The organism is Williamsia sp. Y853, from assembly GCF_056786495.1.
Genome location: NZ_JBXCJC010000001.1, coordinates 2,204,669 through 2,222,756, shown reverse-complemented (window position 1 = coordinate 2,222,756; position 18,088 = coordinate 2,204,669). Strand labels below are relative to the sequence as shown.

Annotated in this window: 17 protein-coding genes and 1 tRNA gene; 7 read left to right on the top strand and 11 right to left on the bottom strand. The window is 63.5% G+C overall.

Annotation, left to right across the window (positions count from 1 at the left end):
- Window positions 1–47 precede the first annotated feature (47 nt).
- Together AC1TPF_RS10120 and pcaD are read right to left on the bottom strand one after the other, a co-directional pair.
- On the bottom strand, window positions 48–827 hold the full coding sequence (locus AC1TPF_RS10120) for an IclR family transcriptional regulator domain-containing protein (RefSeq protein WP_482143687.1): 780 nt from the start codon (window positions 825–827) through the stop codon (window positions 48–50).
- Complete coding sequence (pcaD, locus tag AC1TPF_RS10115) at window positions 824–1,573, bottom strand: 3-oxoadipate enol-lactonase (protein WP_482143686.1); 750 nt, start codon at window positions 1,571–1,573, stop codon at window positions 824–826. Before pcaD ends, AC1TPF_RS10120 begins: the two co-directional genes overlap by 4 nt.
- Before the next feature lie 91 nt (window positions 1,574–1,664).
- Between pcaD and AC1TPF_RS10110 the strand changes: the two genes are divergently transcribed.
- Both AC1TPF_RS10110 and AC1TPF_RS10105 read left to right on the top strand, forming a co-directional pair.
- The gene (locus AC1TPF_RS10110; protein ID WP_482143685.1) at window positions 1,665–2,414 is read left to right on the top strand and encodes a CoA transferase subunit A; all 750 of its coding nucleotides are present in this window, start codon (window positions 1,665–1,667) and stop codon (window positions 2,412–2,414) included.
- Window positions 2,411–3,058 carry a CoA transferase subunit B gene (locus AC1TPF_RS10105; protein ID WP_482135272.1) on the top strand — a complete coding sequence of 216 codons (648 nt, stop codon included), beginning with the start codon at window positions 2,411–2,413 and terminating at the stop codon, window positions 3,056–3,058. The genes AC1TPF_RS10110 and AC1TPF_RS10105 overlap by 4 nt, the downstream gene beginning before the upstream one ends.
- Window positions 3,059–3,134: 76 nt before the next feature.
- On the opposite strand, the gene AC1TPF_RS10100 is transcribed toward AC1TPF_RS10105, so the two are convergent.
- The 6 genes from AC1TPF_RS10100 to AC1TPF_RS10075 form a co-directional block, all read right to left on the bottom strand.
- Window positions 3,135–4,073, bottom strand: coding sequence for a type IV toxin-antitoxin system AbiEi family antitoxin domain-containing protein (locus AC1TPF_RS10100; protein WP_482143684.1), 939 nt, complete (start codon window positions 4,071–4,073; stop codon window positions 3,135–3,137).
- Between the two features lie 176 nt (window positions 4,074–4,249).
- Window positions 4,250–4,531, bottom strand: coding sequence for a muconolactone Delta-isomerase (gene catC / locus AC1TPF_RS10095; RefSeq protein ID WP_482135274.1), 282 nt, complete (start codon window positions 4,529–4,531; stop codon window positions 4,250–4,252).
- 29 nt (window positions 4,532–4,560) lie between these two features.
- On the bottom strand, window positions 4,561–5,682 hold the full coding sequence (locus AC1TPF_RS10090) for a muconate/chloromuconate family cycloisomerase (protein WP_482135275.1): 1,122 nt from the start codon (window positions 5,680–5,682) through the stop codon (window positions 4,561–4,563).
- Between the two features lie 6 nt (window positions 5,683–5,688).
- Window positions 5,689–6,543 (bottom strand): catechol 1,2-dioxygenase, encoded by an 855-nt coding sequence (gene catA / locus AC1TPF_RS10085; protein ID WP_482135276.1) that lies wholly within the window; start codon window positions 6,541–6,543, stop codon window positions 5,689–5,691.
- 225 nt (window positions 6,544–6,768) lie between these two features.
- Window positions 6,769–8,328: an adenylate/guanylate cyclase domain-containing protein gene (locus tag AC1TPF_RS10080; RefSeq protein WP_482135277.1), complete on the bottom strand. Its 1,560-nt coding sequence runs from the start codon at window positions 8,326–8,328 to the stop codon at window positions 6,769–6,771.
- A gap of 164 nt (window positions 8,329–8,492) precedes the next feature.
- Window positions 8,493–9,077: a TetR/AcrR family transcriptional regulator gene (locus AC1TPF_RS10075; RefSeq protein ID WP_482135278.1), complete on the bottom strand. Its 585-nt coding sequence runs from the start codon at window positions 9,075–9,077 to the stop codon at window positions 8,493–8,495.
- Window positions 9,078–9,186: 109 nt separating this feature from the next.
- On the opposite strand from AC1TPF_RS10075, the gene AC1TPF_RS10070 reads away from it, so the two are divergent.
- From AC1TPF_RS10070 to AC1TPF_RS10060, 3 genes are all read left to right on the top strand, one after another.
- Window positions 9,187–10,962: an acyl-CoA dehydrogenase gene (locus AC1TPF_RS10070; RefSeq protein WP_482143683.1), complete on the top strand. Its 1,776-nt coding sequence runs from the start codon at window positions 9,187–9,189 to the stop codon at window positions 10,960–10,962.
- A 71-nt stretch (window positions 10,963–11,033) separates the two neighbouring features.
- On the top strand, window positions 11,034–11,819 hold the full coding sequence (locus AC1TPF_RS10065) for an SGNH/GDSL hydrolase family protein (RefSeq protein WP_482143681.1): 786 nt from the start codon (window positions 11,034–11,036) through the stop codon (window positions 11,817–11,819).
- Between the two features lie 134 nt (window positions 11,820–11,953).
- Window positions 11,954–12,919 (top strand): DUF3616 domain-containing protein, encoded by a 966-nt coding sequence (locus AC1TPF_RS10060; protein ID WP_482143679.1) that lies wholly within the window; start codon window positions 11,954–11,956, stop codon window positions 12,917–12,919.
- On the opposite strand, the gene AC1TPF_RS10055 is transcribed toward AC1TPF_RS10060, so the two are convergent.
- Window positions 12,883–14,541, bottom strand: a complete 1,659-nt coding sequence (locus AC1TPF_RS10055; RefSeq protein ID WP_482143677.1) for a CotH kinase family protein — start codon at window positions 14,539–14,541, stop codon at window positions 12,883–12,885. The genes AC1TPF_RS10060 and AC1TPF_RS10055 overlap by 37 nt on opposite strands.
- Before the next feature lie 404 nt (window positions 14,542–14,945).
- On the opposite strand from AC1TPF_RS10055, the gene AC1TPF_RS10050 reads away from it, so the two are divergent.
- Complete coding sequence (locus AC1TPF_RS10050; RefSeq protein ID WP_482143676.1) at window positions 14,946–15,794, top strand: SGNH/GDSL hydrolase family protein; 849 nt, start codon at window positions 14,946–14,948, stop codon at window positions 15,792–15,794.
- A gap of 130 nt (window positions 15,795–15,924) precedes the next feature.
- Window positions 15,925–16,980 (top strand): zinc-dependent alcohol dehydrogenase family protein, encoded by a 1,056-nt coding sequence (locus tag AC1TPF_RS10045; protein ID WP_482135284.1) that lies wholly within the window; start codon window positions 15,925–15,927, stop codon window positions 16,978–16,980.
- A gap of 66 nt (window positions 16,981–17,046) precedes the next feature.
- Here AC1TPF_RS10045 and AC1TPF_RS10040 read toward each other — a convergent pair.
- Window positions 17,047–17,119 (bottom strand) — tRNA-Ala (locus AC1TPF_RS10040).
- A gap of 121 nt (window positions 17,120–17,240) precedes the next feature.
- Window positions 17,241–17,987 (bottom strand): DsbA family protein, encoded by a 747-nt coding sequence (locus AC1TPF_RS10035; protein ID WP_482135285.1) that lies wholly within the window; start codon window positions 17,985–17,987, stop codon window positions 17,241–17,243.
- Between the last annotated feature and the right edge of the window lie 101 nt (window positions 17,988–18,088).

The window sequence follows — 18,088 nt, the reverse complement described above, 5'->3', positions numbered from 1 at the left end:
TGCGGGCAGACGGCGGGCCGTCAGGGCGCGGATTCTCCTGTTGTCGATCAGCGTGCGGATGCTGCACGGGCCACGTCGGCGGTGATGGCCGTCGCGGTCTTCAGCAGTTCGGGAAGCAGGTCGCCGCGCACGGCATCGAGGCTGTACCGCGCGGATTGGGTGGACATGTTCACCGCAGCGATCACCGAGCCGTCACGCCCATCGATCGGTGCCGCCAGCGAACGCAGACCCAATTCGAGTTCCTCGTCGACGATGCAGAACCCGTCGTGCCGGACCCGCTCGATCTCGTCCCGCAGTTCGGTGGTCGTGAGCTTGGTGCGTTCGGTCAGGGCGACCGGCGACACCCGATCGAGGTAATCGTCGAGGTCCGACGGTTCCAGACCCGCGAGCAGGACACGCCCCATCGACGTCGCGTATGCCGGGAATCGGGTGCCGATCGTGATGGACACCGCCATGATCCGGCTCACCGGCACGCGCGCCACGTAGACGATGTCGTCGCCGTCGAGTATCGACACCGATGCCGATTCGTGCACCGTGGCAGTCAGCGCTTCGAGATGGGGTCCGGCGACCTCCGGCAGCGACAGGCTGGACAAGTAGCTGTAACCGAGGTCCAGCACGCGCGGGGTGAGCCAGAAAGCAGTGCCGTCAGATCGCACGTACCCGAGATCGGCGAGGGTCAGAAGGAACCGTCTGGCAGCCGGCCGCGACAGCCCGGTGGACGCCGCCACCTCGCTGACGGACTGCCGGGGATGGTCGGCATCGAACGCGCGGATCACCGCCAGCCCGCGGGCAAGTGACTGGACGTGATCACCGGAGCCGGCGGTCATGAGCGCAAAATGTGGTCGCGGAGGAGCGCCGATACCGCGGCGGGCTGCTCCCGATTCACCAGATGCGCTCCGGGATCGAGGATTTCGAGTCGGGATCTTTCGATCCCGTCGACCAGAATCTGAAGTGTCGACGGTGGTGTCGAGGGATCCTGGGCTCCGGCGACCGCCAGCGTAGGCGCGGTGATCTTTGCGAGTTCATCGCGAGAATCCCAGTGTGCCAACGCCTCGCAGCAGGCCGCATAGCCCTCATTGTCGGTGCCCTGCACCATCTTCAGAGCCATTTGCACCAACGCGGGATCAGAGGCTGCCAGATCGCTCGTGAACCAACGGTCGACAACGGCCTCGGCGATGGATGCGGAGCCCTGTGCGCGGACGGTCGCCGCGCGCTCGAACCAGGCGTCGGGCTCACCGAACTTGGCCGCGGTACAGAGCAATGCCAATGTCTTCACTCGGACCGGACAGGAGATGGCGAGTTGTTGCGCAATGGCACCGCCGAGCGAGAGTCCCACGGCGTGAAACTCGTTGACACCCAATTCATCCAGGGTGACGATCACGTCGTCGGCAAGGTCGGTGACACTGTACGGTCCCACCGGCGTCGGCGAGGTTCCGTGCCCACGGAGATCGAGGGCGATGACCCGATTCCCGGCACCCGCCAGGGCCTCTCGCTGCGGATCCCACATCGAACGGTTCGAACCGAGAGACCCCAGTAATACAACCGTCTGTGCGGCGTCGCCGGCACCGCTCACCACATGACCTAACCGGACAGGCATCATCACCCTTTCGTTGTACGCTGATCGTACACTTGTACTATATGCGTACAAGCGCTACGGTGTCCATATGCTCGACAAAGTCATCAGCACCCCAGCCCAGGCCGTCAGCGACATCCCTGACGGCGCATCACTCGCCGTCGGCGGCTTCGGTCTGGTCGGTGTGCCCGAGGTCCTCATCAAAGCCCTACTCGAACAGGGCGCAACCAACCTCGAAACGGTGAGCAACAACTGCGGCACCAACGGATTCGGTCTCGGCCTGCTCCTCAATGACCACCGCATCCGGCGGACGATCTCGTCCTACGTCGGGTCCAACGAGGAGTTCGCCCGGCAATATCTGTCCGGCGAACTCGAGGTCGAACTGACCCCGCAGGGCACGCTTGCCGAGCGCCTCCGCGCCGGTGGTGCGGGTATCTCCGCGTTCTTCACCCCGGCCGGTGTCGGCACTGCGGTGGCCGAAGGTGGACTGCCACTGCGTTACGACGGATCGGGGGGCGTCCTCCTGGCCAGTCCGCCCAAGGAAACCCGGGTATTCGACGGCGAAACGTACGTCCTCGAGCGTGGCATCGTCACCGACTACGCACTTGTGCACGCATGGAAGGGCGATCGCCACGGCAATCTCGTCTTCCGTCGCAGCGCACGCAACTTCAATCCGCCTGCCGCGACCGCCGGGCGAATCACCATCGCCCAGGTCGAGGAGCTTGTCGAGCCCGGGGACATCGATCCAGATCAGGTACATGTCCCGGGTATCCACGTCCAACGCGTGGTTCACGTCGGCAAGGTCGAAGTGGGCATAGAGAACAGGACGGTACGAGTATGAGCTGGACACGCGCACAGATGGCCGCCCGGGTGGCCGCTGAACTCGAGGACGGTCAATACGTCAATCTCGGCATCGGCATGCCCACCCTCGTCCCGAGCTTCCTCCCGCCGGACATCTCCGTCGAATTGCATTCGGAGAACGGCGTATTGGGTGTGGGTCCGTACCCGACCGAGGAAGAACTCGATCCGGAACTCATCAACGCGGGCAAAGAGACCATCACTGTGAACCCCGGCGCCTCCTACTTCGACTCGGCCGATTCGTTTGCGATGATCCGCGGTGGACATGTCGATGTCGCAGTGCTCGGCGCCATGCAGGTCAGTGCCTGCGGCGATCTGGCGAACTGGATGGTCCCCGGCCAGATGGTCAAAGGCATGGGCGGTGCGATGGATCTGGTCCACGGAGCCCGCAAGGTCATCGTGATGATGGATCACCTCACGCGCAAAGGTGCCCCGAAGATCCTCGACACCTGCGACCTGCCACTGACCGGAAAAGCCTGCGTCCAAAGGATCATCACCGATCTCGCGGTCCTGGACGTCACCCCCGCCGGTCTGCGCCTGGTCGAACTCGCCCCCGACGTGACCTACGACGAACTCCAGTCAAAAACCGGCACGACCATCCTCGTCGACGCCGACGTCCCCGCCTGACCCCACAGAAGCACACGTTCCAGTCATAAGCACATGTTGCAACGTGTGCTTATGACTGGAACGTGTGCTTCTGTCGTCAGATCACACCGGCGATGGTGAGTGCTCTGCGAATCCGCGCACGCAACTGCTCAGGATTTCGGAAGTCGTCCCAAACCCAACGGATCACCAGCAGACCTTCCTCACGTAGCCGATCCTCGCGGCGTTTCTCCCGGACCACGGCGTCCGCCACCGATTCGCCGGGACGGCGATGCTTTTCGTACTTCACCCGACCGTCGAACTCGCCGACCACCTTTCCGTCCCAGTCGAAGTCGACTCGGGCAATCAATCTCCCCGACTCGTCGCGGTACTCGGTCTGTAGCGCCGGAACCGGAACGCCCACCCATTCGATGAACAGGGCCCGGCTCACGGACTCGCCGACGGACTCCGCGTTTCGATCCGCGACGTCGAGCGCCCGGCGCAGTACTGCGATGCCGCTGGTGTTCGACAACCTGCTCACAACTGCTTCGAGTTCTCGGCGGTCGACGCCCAGACGAAGCGCATGGTCCAGGACCACCACCGCCTGCGTGAACGACCCCTGACGCGCAATGTCGCATGCAGTGAGCGCCAACTTGGTCAGGAGCACCCCGTCCACGATGGCCACATCCGACGTCGTCAACATTCCTGCGCCTTTGTGCAGGTGCACCTCACGGCCGACGCGCCCGCCGGCGCGGACGTAGAAGTGGACGCGACTCTGGTCAGGCGCAAACTGATTCAGCCCGTGGATCACCGCGGCCGACGAGTGGCTGACAACCCGGGTCGTCGATCTGCCGGCAACCGCTTTCACCAGTTCGCGGTAGGCCTCGTCGTAGATCGGGTCGTCGGCGTTCTCGTCGGGATCGACAGGCCGGTACACCCCACGGGTTACCCGTACCAGCTTTCCCTGGCGCCTCGCCCGCCGCAGTTCGGCCTCATCTCCACCGCCGTGAACAAATGTGTTCCGGCGAACGAGGCCATCTGAATCGGGGGTGAGGTCCATAGAAGCCGATGATGGTCGATCACCAGTACCGAAACCTGCGACGTTCTTCGGTTTCGTCGCGACTGTGGATCACCCCGCCGACTGGGGACAACGGCAAAAGCACACGCTCCAGTCATAAACACATGTTTGAACGTGTGCTTATGACTGGAGTGTGTGCTTCTGGGTTGTGGCGCAGTCTATTTGATCGACGAAGGGTGCTTGGCCAGCGGATGGATGTCGATGTTCATGTAAGGGAACAGCGGGAGGTTCCACAGCAGGTCGTGGAGTTCGTCCGGGGTCTCGACGTCAAAGATGCTGACGTTGCTGTACTTTCCGGCGATCCGCCAGATGTGTACCCACTTGCCCTGACGCTGCAGATCCTGCGAGTACGCCTTCTCTTTCGCGAGTGTCTGCGCCCGGACCTCCGGATCGAGGTCGCGGGGGATGTCGACGTCCATGCGTACATGGAATAGTGCCATTGCTGTGTACCTTTCGGATTTTCCGCGGATCAGTCCCGGGTCAATTTGTCGACCATGTCCATATCGAGTTCTACGCCGAGTCCCGGGCCTTCCGGCAACCGAACCTGGCCGTCGCCGTACCGCAGCGGCTCCTGCAGGATGTCAACGGCAAAGAGCAGCGGCCCGAAGAGTTCGGTCCCGAAGTTGATGCCCGGCTCACTGCAAGCGAAGTGGATCGATGCCGCGGTTCCGATCGGTCCCTCGATTGAGGTCGCCCCGTGGCAGGCGATGCCTGCAGCCTTGGCGATGGCAGCGATTTCACGACTGCGCGCCAGGCCACCGCACTTGGTGGTCTTGATGGCGATGACATCGGCGGCACCGAGGCGGACCACCTCGAGTGCGTCATGCGGCGTACTGACACTCTCATCGGCCATGATCGGTATCGGCAGAAGATGATTCAGTTCGGCGAGGACGTCGATCTGCTCCCCCGGCGTCGGCTGCTCGATGAGTTCGACACCACCGTCGGCCAGACGCGGAAGATACTTCAACGCGGTGAACCGATCCCAGCGAGCGTTGACGTCGACGCGCACGCCCGCGCGCCCGCCGAGTCCGTCGACGATGTCGAGAATCCGCCGGGTGTCGACCTCGGGTTCGAGGGCACCCATCTTCAGCTTGAAGCTGAAATGCATTCGGGTATCGAGCTTTTCCATCGCCTCGTCGAGGATCTCTGCGACCGGTGCGGCGCCGAGCGCCCAGGTCACGTCGACGCTGTTGCGAAAGGCTCCGCCCAACAATGTGTGCACCGGGACATTCAGACACCGCGCCCATGCATCGTGTAAGGCGATCTCGACGGAGGCTTTGGCGAACCGTGCATTTGCCACCACCCGCTCGATGTCGAGCATGATCTTGGTCAGGTCATCGACGGTGCGGCCCAACAGAATCGGGGTGATGTACTTCTCGACGATGACCTGCATCGTCTCGACCGATTCACCGCCCCACCACGGACCGCCCGGGACAACACCTTCGCCGTGACCGACCACTCCACCATCGGTCTTGATCGACACCAGCAGGATCGGCTGGGCGTCCATCGAGGTGGTCGCGAATTTGTGGCTGCGGACCAGGGGGACGTCGATGATCCGGGTTGCGACCTCGACAATCTTCAGATCAGGCACTGGGCGCTACTTTCCCGCCGGATCGAGCGCAAAGTCGTAGCCGACGTGGTTCTTGCCGTCGTCACCGAGTGTCGGCGACAGGATCAACTCGGGCTTGGTGGCCGATGCGACGTCGCTGTCGATCCATTCTCCGCCGTCGAAGTAGAGCTGGGTGGTGACGGACTCTTTGCCCGGGGCCGAGACGATCAGGTGCAGGTGCGCCGGACGCCACGGGTGACCATTCTGGGCAAGAACGAATGCACCGGTCGGCCCATCGGTCGGAATCTGGTACGGCGCAGGCTGAATCGTGGTGATCTCGTAGCGACCTTCGGCATCGGTGATGATCTTGCCGCGCAGGTTCCACTGCGGCAGATGATCGGCGAACTGCGAGTAGTAGCCGTCGGCGTCGGCGTGCCAGAGTTCGATGATCGCGCCGTCGATGCCCTTGCCATCGAGATCGGTGACCTGGCCGCCGAACACCAGGAGCGTCTGCTCGCGGTCCACATCACGCATCGGCAGGGTGCAGACCGAGGGCAGTTCCGGAGCATCCGCGACGTAGTAGGGACCCTCGATGCTGCCCTTGGTGCCCTTACGGCTTCGAGCCAGCACCTCTTCGACGGCGTGCTCGATGAAGACGTCGAGGAACAGGGGCCATTCGCCGCCCTCACCGACATCGATCAGCCATTGCTTGAGCACGCGGTACTCGGGATAGGTGACGTTGTGGTCGAGGATGACCTTGTGCAGGGCCGACAGCGCATCCTTGGCGATGGCGGCGACCCGCTCGGGTGAGGTGTCAGCACTGACCCGCTCGTTCTTGAACTTGTCGGTGGCGGCGGTGCCGGAACCGACCGCGGACGGGCTGTTGAAATCGGTGGTTGTCATGAGGGTCTCCCAGGTCGCAGACTTTGTGTGTACGCATTGCGTACGTCTGGATCGCATTGCGTACTCACACTGTGCGACCAATCACACCGGCTTGTCAAGTACCTCCCCGACCACACCGCTCACCGGATGTCGAAATGCAGCCCCGCCCAGCCGCGACAACGGCCGCCGCCGCTGCGCTACGTCTCGGCGTGCGAATCCTTGCGATCGCGCTGACTTCGGAAGCGTTCAGCTGCGACGGGTGGTCGGGGCGAGGCGGGCCATCCCGCGAAGGATCCACGGTGTCCGCCTCGCCATCATCCCCACGGCGAGGTCCGTTCGGCGCATCGCGAGACGAGGGCCGGGGGTCGAGGCGGACGCGAGTACGGCCTCGGCCGATCTCTTCCGCGCATCATGCCGATCGACCGCCAGGAGTTGCCACATGCCGGGCACGCCGCGCAACTCGACGCTGCCGCGGACCTCAAAGCCTGTGCCCGAGCCGACGACCAGGTCACGGACGGTGCCCGAGACGAGGATGTCCCCGGCACCGGCCTGGCCGAGGATCCGCGCCGCGATGTGTACGGCGAGTCCCCCGATGTCGTTGTCGAGCAGTTCGCACTCGCCGGTGTGGATTCCCGCGCGGATCTCGATGCCCAGCGTCTCGGCGTCAGAACGCAATGCCTCGGCACACCGAATCGCCTGCGTTGGACCGTCGAACGTGGCGAGGTGCCCGTCGCCGGTGTTCTTGACCAGCGTGCCGCCGAAACGTTGGGTGACCGCGATGGTCATCTCACCAAAGCGTGCCAGCACCGCCCGCCACCGCTCGTCACCCGCTGCCGCAGCGTGTCGGGTCGAGGCAACCATGTCGGTGAACAACACGGTGCGCAGCGCGCGATGGGATTGCGCAGGCGCGGCATGGCTACCGGTGAGGAACTCCTCGATCGCGGCCAAGATCCTGTCGGGACCGGTGATCCAGGGCGCGTGGTCCATGCCGTCGACTTCGAGCCACCGCGCCTCCGGGATGTGGTCGGCGAGATAGCGGCCGCATTGCACCGGCATGCAGTCCTCACGGGCATGAATGACCAAGGAAGGCACGGTGATCGTCGGCAGGATGGTCCGGATATCGATCCGAAAAACCGATTCGGCCGTTGCCCGCACCATCCCGGGGCTTGCGCTCATCCGCTCGAACATTGCGAGCTGGCGTATCGACCGGACTGACGGGAACATGCACTTGGCTGCCGCACCGGTGCCCCACTCCGAGCGGGTCGCGCGTCCCAATTTCTGAAGGCGGACGATCTGCTCGGTCGACGGAAGGTAGTCCGCACCGGTCCCGGACAAATCCTCACCGGCGTCGAAAACGAAGCGCTTCCGCACCTCCGCCGGATCTCGATCGAGGTCGTCCCAACCGGTTGCCATGAACGGGTAAGCGCCGTAGAGGATCAACGCCCGTGTTCGCTCTGGCCGTTTCGCCGCGAACAGGATCGAGGCCGTGCCTCCCTCGCTCATACCGAATACGGCGGCCTTTCCGAAGCCGGCGGCGTCCATGACGGCCTCGATCTCCGTCACCCGATCATCCAATGTACGAACTTTCGCCACCGGATCCGACAGCCCGACCCCTGCCTTGTCAAACAGTAGGACGCGACAGAACGTGGCGAGTTGGTCGAAGAAGGCCTTGAATTCGGGCAGAGTCCAGAACAGCTCGATATGGCTGACGAAAGGCCCGACAAAGACGAGGTCGACGGGTCCATCGCCGAACACCTGGTAAGCCAGACTCAGATCGCCGCAGGGCGCGTACGAGGTTTCTGGCACGGCCTTGATCTTACGGTCTCCACACGCTACAGACAACGACGCGAAACCGGTTCGGCACCAGTATCGAGCGAGTATCGACAACCTTCGAGATTCCTATTGAACAGCTCAAAAGCGTTGCGAAGCATCAATATTGGAGGTAGATGATCCATGAACGCCCGCGGCGCCTAACGCACCATCCGCACGGCCAGTTCGCCGTACGCCTGACCCAGCGCCACCGGATCGCGATGACTCCGGGTCGGGAACCATCGGCACACGTCGACGCACAACGACGACAACGCCAGCACCGCATCGTCGGCGGCAGCGACGGAGAACTCCCCCGAGTCGACACCACGGCGCACGATCGCCGCGAGTACCGCCGAGGTGTCGCGGCGGATGGCGGTGATCGTCAGATAGTGCTCGCGGGTGAGTTCGTGCAGTTCGTACTGCACCACCTTCGCCAGTTCGTGTTGCTCGGCCTGCCATCGCGCAAACTCGCCCACCACAGCCCGGAGCCGATCACTGTCAGACAAAACAGGCTCGTCAACCGCGCGCAGCGCGGCCAGCACACCGCGGTGCCCCTCCAAGGAGATCGCGTACAGCAGTTCCTCTTTCGACCCAAAGTGCGGGTACATCGCCGCCGGACTCATGCCAAGCCGCTTGGCGATCTCGCGGGTCGACGTGCCGGCATAGCCCAGTTCGGCGAACGAGGCGATCGCCGCCTGGCGGATCCGTTCCGCTGCAGCCGAGCCGCGGGCGTTCGTCACAGCCATCTGGCGACCTCGTTCTCCCGATCGTGGCCCGGTTGACCCGATCGCATTGTCGAGGGCATCATAAGCGAACGCTTAGTAAATAAGCGATCGCTTGGTTTGAAGGAGTCCCATGGCCACCCCACTGTCCCGTCGCGACCTCGAGTTCATGCTCTACGAATGGCTCGATGTCGAGAAGCTGACAACCCGTGACCGGTTCGCAGAGCATTCCCGGGAGACCTTCGACGCGATCCTCGAACTCAGCGAAGACCTCGCCACCAAGCGCTTTGCCCCGGTCAACAAGATCGGCGACCAGAACGAACCGTTCATCGGGGACGACGGCAAGGTCGTGCTGCCGGACGGCATCGGGGCCGGCATCGACGAGTTCGTCAAAGCCGGACTGCTGTCGGGCTCGTTCGATGAATCACTGGGCGGCATGCAGCTGCCCACCGTTGTCAACAGGGCCGCGATGGCGTGGTTCCAGGCCGCCAACGCAGCGATGTCGTCGTATACGTTCCTCACCGTCGGCAACGCGAATCTCGTCGCCGAGTACGGCTCCCCCGAGCAGATCGACACCTGGGTGCGACCCATGGTCGAAGGCCGATACTTCGGCACGATGTGCCTGTCCGAACCGCAGGCCGGATCGTCGCTCGCCGACATCACGACCAAGGCCGAACCGATGTCCGACGGCACCTACCGGATCACCGGGACCAAGATGTGGATCTCGGCAGGCGATCACGAATTGTCTGAGAACATCGTCCACCTGGTCCTCGCCAAAGCGCCCGGCGGCGGCCCGGGGGTCAAGGGGATCTCGCTGTTCATCGTTCCCAAATATTTGACCGACGGTACCCGCAACGACGTTGCGCTCGTCGGCCTCAATCACAAGATGGGCAACCGCGCGACCACGAACACCCTCCTGAACTTCGGAGACGGAACCCACTCTCCCACACCGGAATCGGGCGCGGTGGGCTATCTCGTCGGCACGGAGCACCGCGGCCTGTCGTATATGTTCAAAATGATGAACGAGGCCCGGATCGGAGTCGGCTTCCTCGCCACCTCACTGGGTTACGCCGGCTATCTCGCCTCGCTCGAATACGCCAAGGTGCGGGCACAGGGCCGACCGGTCGATCAGAAGGACCCGGCGTCGCGGCCCGTCCCGATCATCGAGCACGCCGACGTCAAGCGGATGTTGCTGGCCCAAAAGTCTTATGTCGAAGGCGCTCTCGCTCTCGGCCTGTACTGCAGCAAACTGGTCGACGAGCAGAGCACCAGCACCGGAGAGGACCGGGATCGCGCCGGCCTTCTTCTCGACGTCCTCACCCCGATCGCAAAGAGTTGGCCATCCCAGTGGTGTCTGGAGGCGAACAGCCTGGCGATCCAGGTCCTCGGCGGCTACGGCTACACCAAGGAATTCGACGTCGAGCAGTACTACCGCGACAACCGGCTGAACCCGATCCACGAAGGCGCGCACGGCATCCACGGACTCGACCTCCTCGGCCGCAAGGTCGTCATGCAGGGTGGTGCCGGGCTCACGCAGCTCGCCGAGACCATCGGCGACGCCATCCACCGTGCCACCGACGATGATGCCGCCTCCGTGTACGCGGCAGACCTCCGAACCGCCCTGGACCAGCTGGTCACCACAACCACAACCGTCTGGTCGTCGGGCGATCCCGCACTCGCGCTGGCCAATGCAACCGCCTACCTCGAGGCTGCCGGCCACATCGTGATCGCCTGGATGTGGCTCGAACAGCTGCTCGCGGTCGGCTCCAAGACCGGCGACTTCTACGACGGCAAACGCGCTGCGGCCCAATACTTCTTCCGCTACGAGCTGCCCAAGACCGCCGCACAGCTGTCGCTGGTCGCCGCGCTCGACCGCACCACCCTCGATGCCCGGCCGGACTGGTTCTGACCGGCGATCGGGCACAGATGTCAATCGGTGACGCCACCGCCACCGCCGAAGTCGAGAGTTACAGGAGCACAATGCGTTACGTTGCAGTCGGAGACAGTTTCACCGAGGGAGTCGGCGACGAACCCGACGGTGTGAACCCGCGTGGTTGGGCAGATCTCGTCGCAGCAGGGCTTGCCGCGGAACACGGCAGCGCCGACTACGCGAATCTCGCGATCCGCGGTCGCCTGCTCGCGCCCATCGCCACCGAGCAGATCGATGCGGCACTGTCGATGGACCCGCTGCCGACGCTGCTCACGTTCAACGGCGGCGGCAACGACATGCTGCGCCGAGGCAGCGACCTCCCCGGCCTCATCGAACTGACCCGCACCGCAGTGCGGCGGTGCCGCGATGCCGGGATCGAGGTCGTCCTACTCGCCGGCGCCGACCCGTCCGATGGGCTGCCGATGCGCGACAAGATCCGCGGACGCGGCGAGTACCTCACCACCGGGGTCGCCGCCCTCGCCCACGCCGAAGACATCACGTTTGTGGACATGTTCCACGACAGCGAGATCCGCCGCGCGGTCTATTGGTCTGATGACCGTCTGCACCTGAACCCGATCGGGCATCAACGGGTGGCGGCCCACATCCTTCGCGCGCTCGGCGTCCACACGATCCCGGTACCCGACCGACCCACCGACGCCGACAAGCGACGGGTCATCGAGAACATGCGCTTTGTCCGCAGTCATCTGGCGCCGTGGGCGATCAGACGGCTGCGTGGCAGGTCATCGGGCGACAATCGCTCGGCCAAACACCCCACGTGGGTGAGGGTGAACGCGTCCGACGTCCACCGGTCCGTCGACGGCGCCAACACACCCTGATTCGGTGACCACTTTCGGCCCCGAGAGCGGGGCCGAAGGGCAATACGCCCTCGGAGGTCACCGAGGTGGATGAAGTTGGGCCGGAGTAGTGCATGCAAGTCCGCGACTCGGCGTGCGGTGGTAGGAAGGATCACGTGGAGCGGTGGGTCGCCTCAGGCCGGAGACGGAAGAAGGTCAGGTCGACGCCGTTCCGTGAGAAGAACGGCACCAAGCCGTTCAACGCCTCGGGGGTCGCGCAGGTGGGTCCGCGCCGCTTCGTCTTCGTCGACAATCGGGACCCGGGCGCGCTCTTCGAATTCACGCTCGACGTCGACGGTGCACAGGTCGACAAAGTTCGGCGGCGCCCACTGGTCGGCATTGCCGATGGGATATTGCGCGATCCCGAAGGCCTCACCAGCATCGAATGCCAGGGCGAGACCTACCTTGTCATCGCGTCGTCATTCAGTGTCGCGGGCGGCGGCGGGTCCAGACGCGAAAAGGTCAACGACGGGTTGGTGCGAGTCCGCTACACCTCTGATGGTGACCTCCACGCGGATGCCATGCACGGATTCCGCGCGTGGCTACTGGCCAACGAACCCTCGCTCGCCGTACTCGGCGACCGCGAACCGGACGCGGGCGGACTCAACGTTGAAGGCCTGGCCTGGGATCCGCGCGCGAGCACGCTCGTGTTCGGGCTGCGAGGTCCCGCGAATCCCGGAGGAATCGCGGTCGTGGTGATCCGCGTCGCTGCCGGCGCAGCCTCGTGGACAACGGCGTCGCTCGAGGCTCCATCCATCCTCCGCGCACGCGTCGCGCGCTCGAGCGCGAGACAGGGCATCCGGGATATTTCCTATGACGAGCGAACCGGCGACTTCCTGATTCTGTTGGGGCGTGCGATCAGTCGAGACAACGAACCGTTTCAGCTGTGCAGGTGGAACGGCCGGAGCGACGAGGTCCTGCTGCTTGATGTTGACTTCCATCGATCCATGAAGCCGGAAGGCATCACGACGTTTTCCAGCGGCGGCGCGAACAAGATCCTCATTGTCGACGACGATGGCGGGTACGCGGTACTCGGTCGCACCGATCACGTGAAGAAGAGTTTGGACTCGCCGGAATCCTGATGAACTCTCGGTTCGCCTGACGGCGTGGGGTCGGACCCGAACTTCGTACTCAGACCGGTCCTTATGCTGACCAAGTTGAAATAGCCACTGAAGGTGAACGTGTCCGGCGTATCGATGGGAACTACCGAAAACTCTTCGGCGCTTTCGTTGTTATTCGCCGCACAGGTGTAGAGCAACTTGTGCCCTTGGCTCGACACAATCGAGCTAGCATGGAGCAAACGGTCGAAAGCCTTACTGGTAACCGACTTTCCCGATCCGAGATCGTCGAAGCACCACAGATCCGAATCGTCGACAACGGGCGGACGTCGGCGATGGACGACCTCGAAATTCACCGGATTCGGTGTACCCGCCGGAATCCCCTCAGAATTGCCGGCATGCAGACAGTCGTTGGTGACGTCGTCGCGAATGTAGGCCCCGTCTGCGTCCGGCAGTCCGGCGCAAAGATAGCCGGCCGATCCGGCCAATCGCAATTGCTTCCGAACCACCCCCAACTCCGCTGACGCGTTGGGCACACCGAATCCGTTCAGCAGCGCCTCCATCTTTTCGATCATCGGATGCAGCACGGCCTCCTGGGTAGCGCGACCGAACACAGTGTCTCGATAGGTCCTGATTTGACCGATCAATTGCGCCCGGCGCGCCGGGTCGTTGCGCACCAGCTTCGCGATCAGCCCACTGGTGTCGAGCTTGAAATGTCTGGTGGGTTGGAGAGTTTGGTCGAGGCCCCACGGGATCATCTTGAACTTGACGTTGTCCACACCAGGTACGGCCACGGCTTCCGTGTCGTTGTAGACATAGGTGTTGTTGGTGTTTCTGGAGTAGCCGTCCCAATGTTTCAGAAAAAATTCCATCGCATTGATCCGGATGAACTGATCCAGGTCGAATACCTCGCTCGCCCCGGCCAGTCCGTGTTCGTCGATATGGTCGATGGCGACCCGTAGGTCGGCCTTGTCCTCGAATTCGGAAAGCGACTCCACCCCGATGAACTGCAACCGGCTGCTGACGAAATCGTCGTTGTGTTCGAGTTCGTACAGGTTCCCCTTCATGTTGCCGTTGAAGTTGCGCTCGATATAGCGCGGCATGATCGGTTCTGCGTTGACGAAGACGCCCGGACTGTTGACGCCCGCGAACCCTTGGCCGATTGGCTTGCCGTTCACCAAGACCCGGGCGAAGTTGCATCGCGAGTTGGGCAGGCCGGCCATGGCGAACAGTTTGTAGCCCAGCGGCTGCCGAATGTAAGAGGGATCCTGGATGGAATTGTTGAGGGTCAGATAGCGTGACCCGATGAGCTGGTTGATGACCGGAACGTTGGCCTTACGGAATTTTCCGAAGTCGATGTGAAGGCACGGCTTTTCGCTGCTGATCGAGCCGCAGAACGATTTCTTCTTGATGCCGACCTCGGTGAAGGTGGTTCGAGCGGGGAAACGGGTTCCCTCAATCTCGACCGAAATTGCCTTTTGCCATGTGTACCGGCTGCCGCCGGACCAGTCGAAGTTGCACCTCCCACCGGCCGGCTGCTCGGTTCGCACTGCATCCCAGTCGTTTTGCGACATCGAAATCTTGATCGTCAACACGTTGTCAAGCGCGTAGAGGGAATCGAGGGCTTGCTGTTCTTGAGCGCTCATTGTCGGACCCCTGTGCGTAGGTGCAAGCTCACGACACGGCCATCCCGATCCGTAGCCAAGCGCCCAGCCTGCACATGCGGCGCAGTCGACTGAATCCGACGGTAGTCGATTGCCTGCGGCGCATCGTGAGTACTCGACTACTCGATCCGGCGACTGGAGTTACCTCAATTCACGCCCGCGTCGACGAACCGAGAGCCGGGAGCGCGACAAGCCGGTTCTTCAGGGGCATCCCCCCGAGCGTGAAGGGCGAGAACTCAACTCCCGTACATGAATTGAGTGCGACGGTCCGAAATGCACCTGTGGTGACCGCGCCGAGACGCGAGGCCGAAAACAACACTCACGCGTTCGTATGAGCGCTGCTGATTTGCCACCTCATGGGGATCGGCCACCCATACGCTGCGCCGGTGAAGATCCTGGTCGTAGTACTCGTAGCCCTACTGATGTTCGCCGGCACAGGGGTGGCAACCGCCGACGCCCGAGGGGCGGAATACGTTGCGCTCGGCGACTCGCGTGCCGCCGCGCCGACGTGGATGTCGGTTCTGATCGGCGACCATTGCGGCCGGACCGCGGATGCCTATCCGGTGAAAGTGGCCGCCGTGATGGGTCTCACCTACCGCTCGGTGGCCTGCATCGGCGCCACCTCCACCAACGTCCTCGAAGGGCAGCAGATGCTCGCGGTTCGGCCGCTGCCGCCGCAAGTCGATGCGCTGTCGAAGACCACGAAACTCGTCACGCTGTCGATCGGGGGCAACGACATTGACTGGTGGGGGTTGATCTCATCCTGTTTCCCGTCGTTGCCCATTGCAGACGCTCGCTGCCGCACCAGCGCCGCTGTCGGCGCGGCGATCGACACGAAACTTGCGGCACTACCGGCCAAGCTCGATGCAGTACTCGCCGAGATCGGCCGCCGATCGCCGAAGGCGCGCGTTGTGGTCGTCGGCCATGGCGGCTATTTCGGATACTTCGGACCGCGGGGGTGCGTGCCGCAGGCGAACATCTCGGCCGCCGATTCGATGTTCGTCGGCAGGTTCTTCGAGCGATTCGACGGTGTGCTGTCGTCGGCCGCGCAGAGGGCCGCCGCGACCCATGTCGACATCGTGGCGGCGGCGGTCGGGCATGACGTGTGCACCGGGGCGAAGAGATGGTTCGAAGGGAACGCACCCCGATCAGCGACCCAGGTCCGGCACCCGACACCGCTGGGGTCGTCGAACATGGCCCGGCTGATCGTTGCCCAACTCGATTCCACGATGTAGGCACGTCCGAGTTTCCTTGAGCGGTCGGGTTGCCAGAGTTCCCAAGGCCCTGCGAACGACACTGTGCCGACGAACAATGGGGAGTGTCCAGCCCTCAACGGGAGGACCGGATACCGCATAGGAGGCACTGATGAAGGCGCTTGTGTATCACGGACCCGGCAAGAAATCGTGGGACGACGTCCCCAACCCGACAATCAAACATCCGACCGACGTGATCGTGAAAATCGATACGACCACAATCTGCGGCACGGACCTCCACATTCTCAAGGGCGACGTGCCGGCGGTCGTCGAGGGCCGCATTCTCGGCCATGAAGGCGTGGGCACCATCACCGAGATCGGCGATGCGGTGACCACACTGAACGTGGGCGATCGCGTCATCCTGTCGTGCGTGAGCGCCTGCGGACGGTGCAGCTTCTGCAAGAACGGTGTCTACTCCCACTGCCAGGCCGATGAGGGGGCGCCCGGGATCGGCTGGATCTTCGGACATCTCATCGACGGAACCCAGGCCGAATACGTCCGGGTGCCGTTCGCCGAGACCTCGGTGTACAAGCTGCCCGACGGGGTCAGCGACGCCGAAGGCGTGCTGTTGTCGGACATCCTGCCCACCGGTCACGAGATCGGCGTTCAGTACGGCCGGGTGAAGCCCGGTGACGTGGTGGCGGTGGTCGGCGCAGGCCCGGTCGGCCTGGCCGCGATGCTCACAGCCGGCCTCTACGGCCCCTCCCGGATCATCGCCATCGACCTGGACGCGAACCGTGTTGCAGAGGCGAAGAAGTTCGGGGCGACCGACGGGGTGGTTTCCTCCGACGCGGACTGGAAAGAACAGGTCGTGGCGCTCACGGACGGGCTCGGGGTCGACGTCGCGATCGAAGCCGTCGGTATCCCCGCCACCTTCACGATGTGCCTCGACATCGTTCGCCCGGCGGGCACCGTCGCCAACGTCGGCGTGCACGGCACCGGGGTGAACCTCCCACTCGAGACCCTGTGGATTTCGAATATCGCCATTTCGATGGGGTTGGTCAACACGAACACCACCGACACCCTGCTGAAGATGGTCGCTTCGAAGAAGCTCGACGCGACACCGTTTGTCTCCCACACGTTCGCACTGAACGACATTCTCGAGGCCTACGACATCTTCGGGCGGGCCGCGGAGACGAAAGCACTGAAAGTGGTACTGACCACCTGAGCCACCGCCCAACCCACAACAAAAAGGCAGGCCAGAGAAAATATCCTCTGACCTGCCTCTTATGGGTGGAGCTAAGGGGATTCGAACCCCTGACCCCCACACTGCCAGTGTGGTGCGCTACCAGCTGCGCCATAGCCCCGTATTCGGTTTTCGCAAGCTTTGCGGCTAATTTCTCCGCTCTGCTTGCTCGACCGAAATTACACCATCAGCGTGAGCCCGACCAAATCCGCTCGTCGGCGGACCCGGTCGGGCCCCACCGCTCAGCCGTTGTCGGAGCTGATCAGCTGCTCGACCCATTCCGGTCCACTGGTGACCGTGACCTGCTTGCCGTCGCGGAGCACGCTGGGTGTGCCCACCTGACCGCCGAGCGCGTCGGACAGCTCTTCCTGCGACTGCTTGGCAGAAGCCTGCGCAGCGGCCACCTCAGCGCCGTCCGCGATGCACTGCTGCGTCGCCTCATTGGCACCGACATCTTTTGCGTAGGCGGCCAACGCCTTATTGTCGTGGTCGACGTCACCTTCGGCGGGCTGCTCCTCGAAGAGCTTCGAATGGAAGGCCAACTGGACGTTCTGGTCCTCACCGTCCGCCACACACTTCATCGCCCCCGCGGCGCGTGAGCTGTAGTCACCCGACCCGGATCGCTTGTCCAGGAAGTTCAGCATGTGATAGCGGACCTGCAGCTGGCCGCTGTTGATCGCATCGGTCAGCGCCGGACCCGAGGACTCCTCCAGGTTGCGGCAGGCGGGGCACTGGAAGTCTTCGAACAAATCGATCGTCGTGGGTGCCGCCGCGTCACCCGCGGTGAAGGTGGCACTCGATGCCAGGGCATTGACGTCCGCAGTTCCGCTGTCGCGGTTGCTGTTCCAGATGATCCCGCCGATCACCACGGCGGCGATGACCACCACGGCCAGTCCGGCCAGGATGTACGTCGTGGTGCTCGACTGTGCACGGGGCTGGTAGTTACCGCCCGACACCTTGGGCACCGACTGCTTCTTCTTGTTGCTCACTTTGTCCTCACCGAACCGATTCTCACCGACTGAAGTCACCGCGCGACACACGCGCATCGCCTACCAGGGTATCGAGCGACGCCTGAGAACAATCTGAGCAG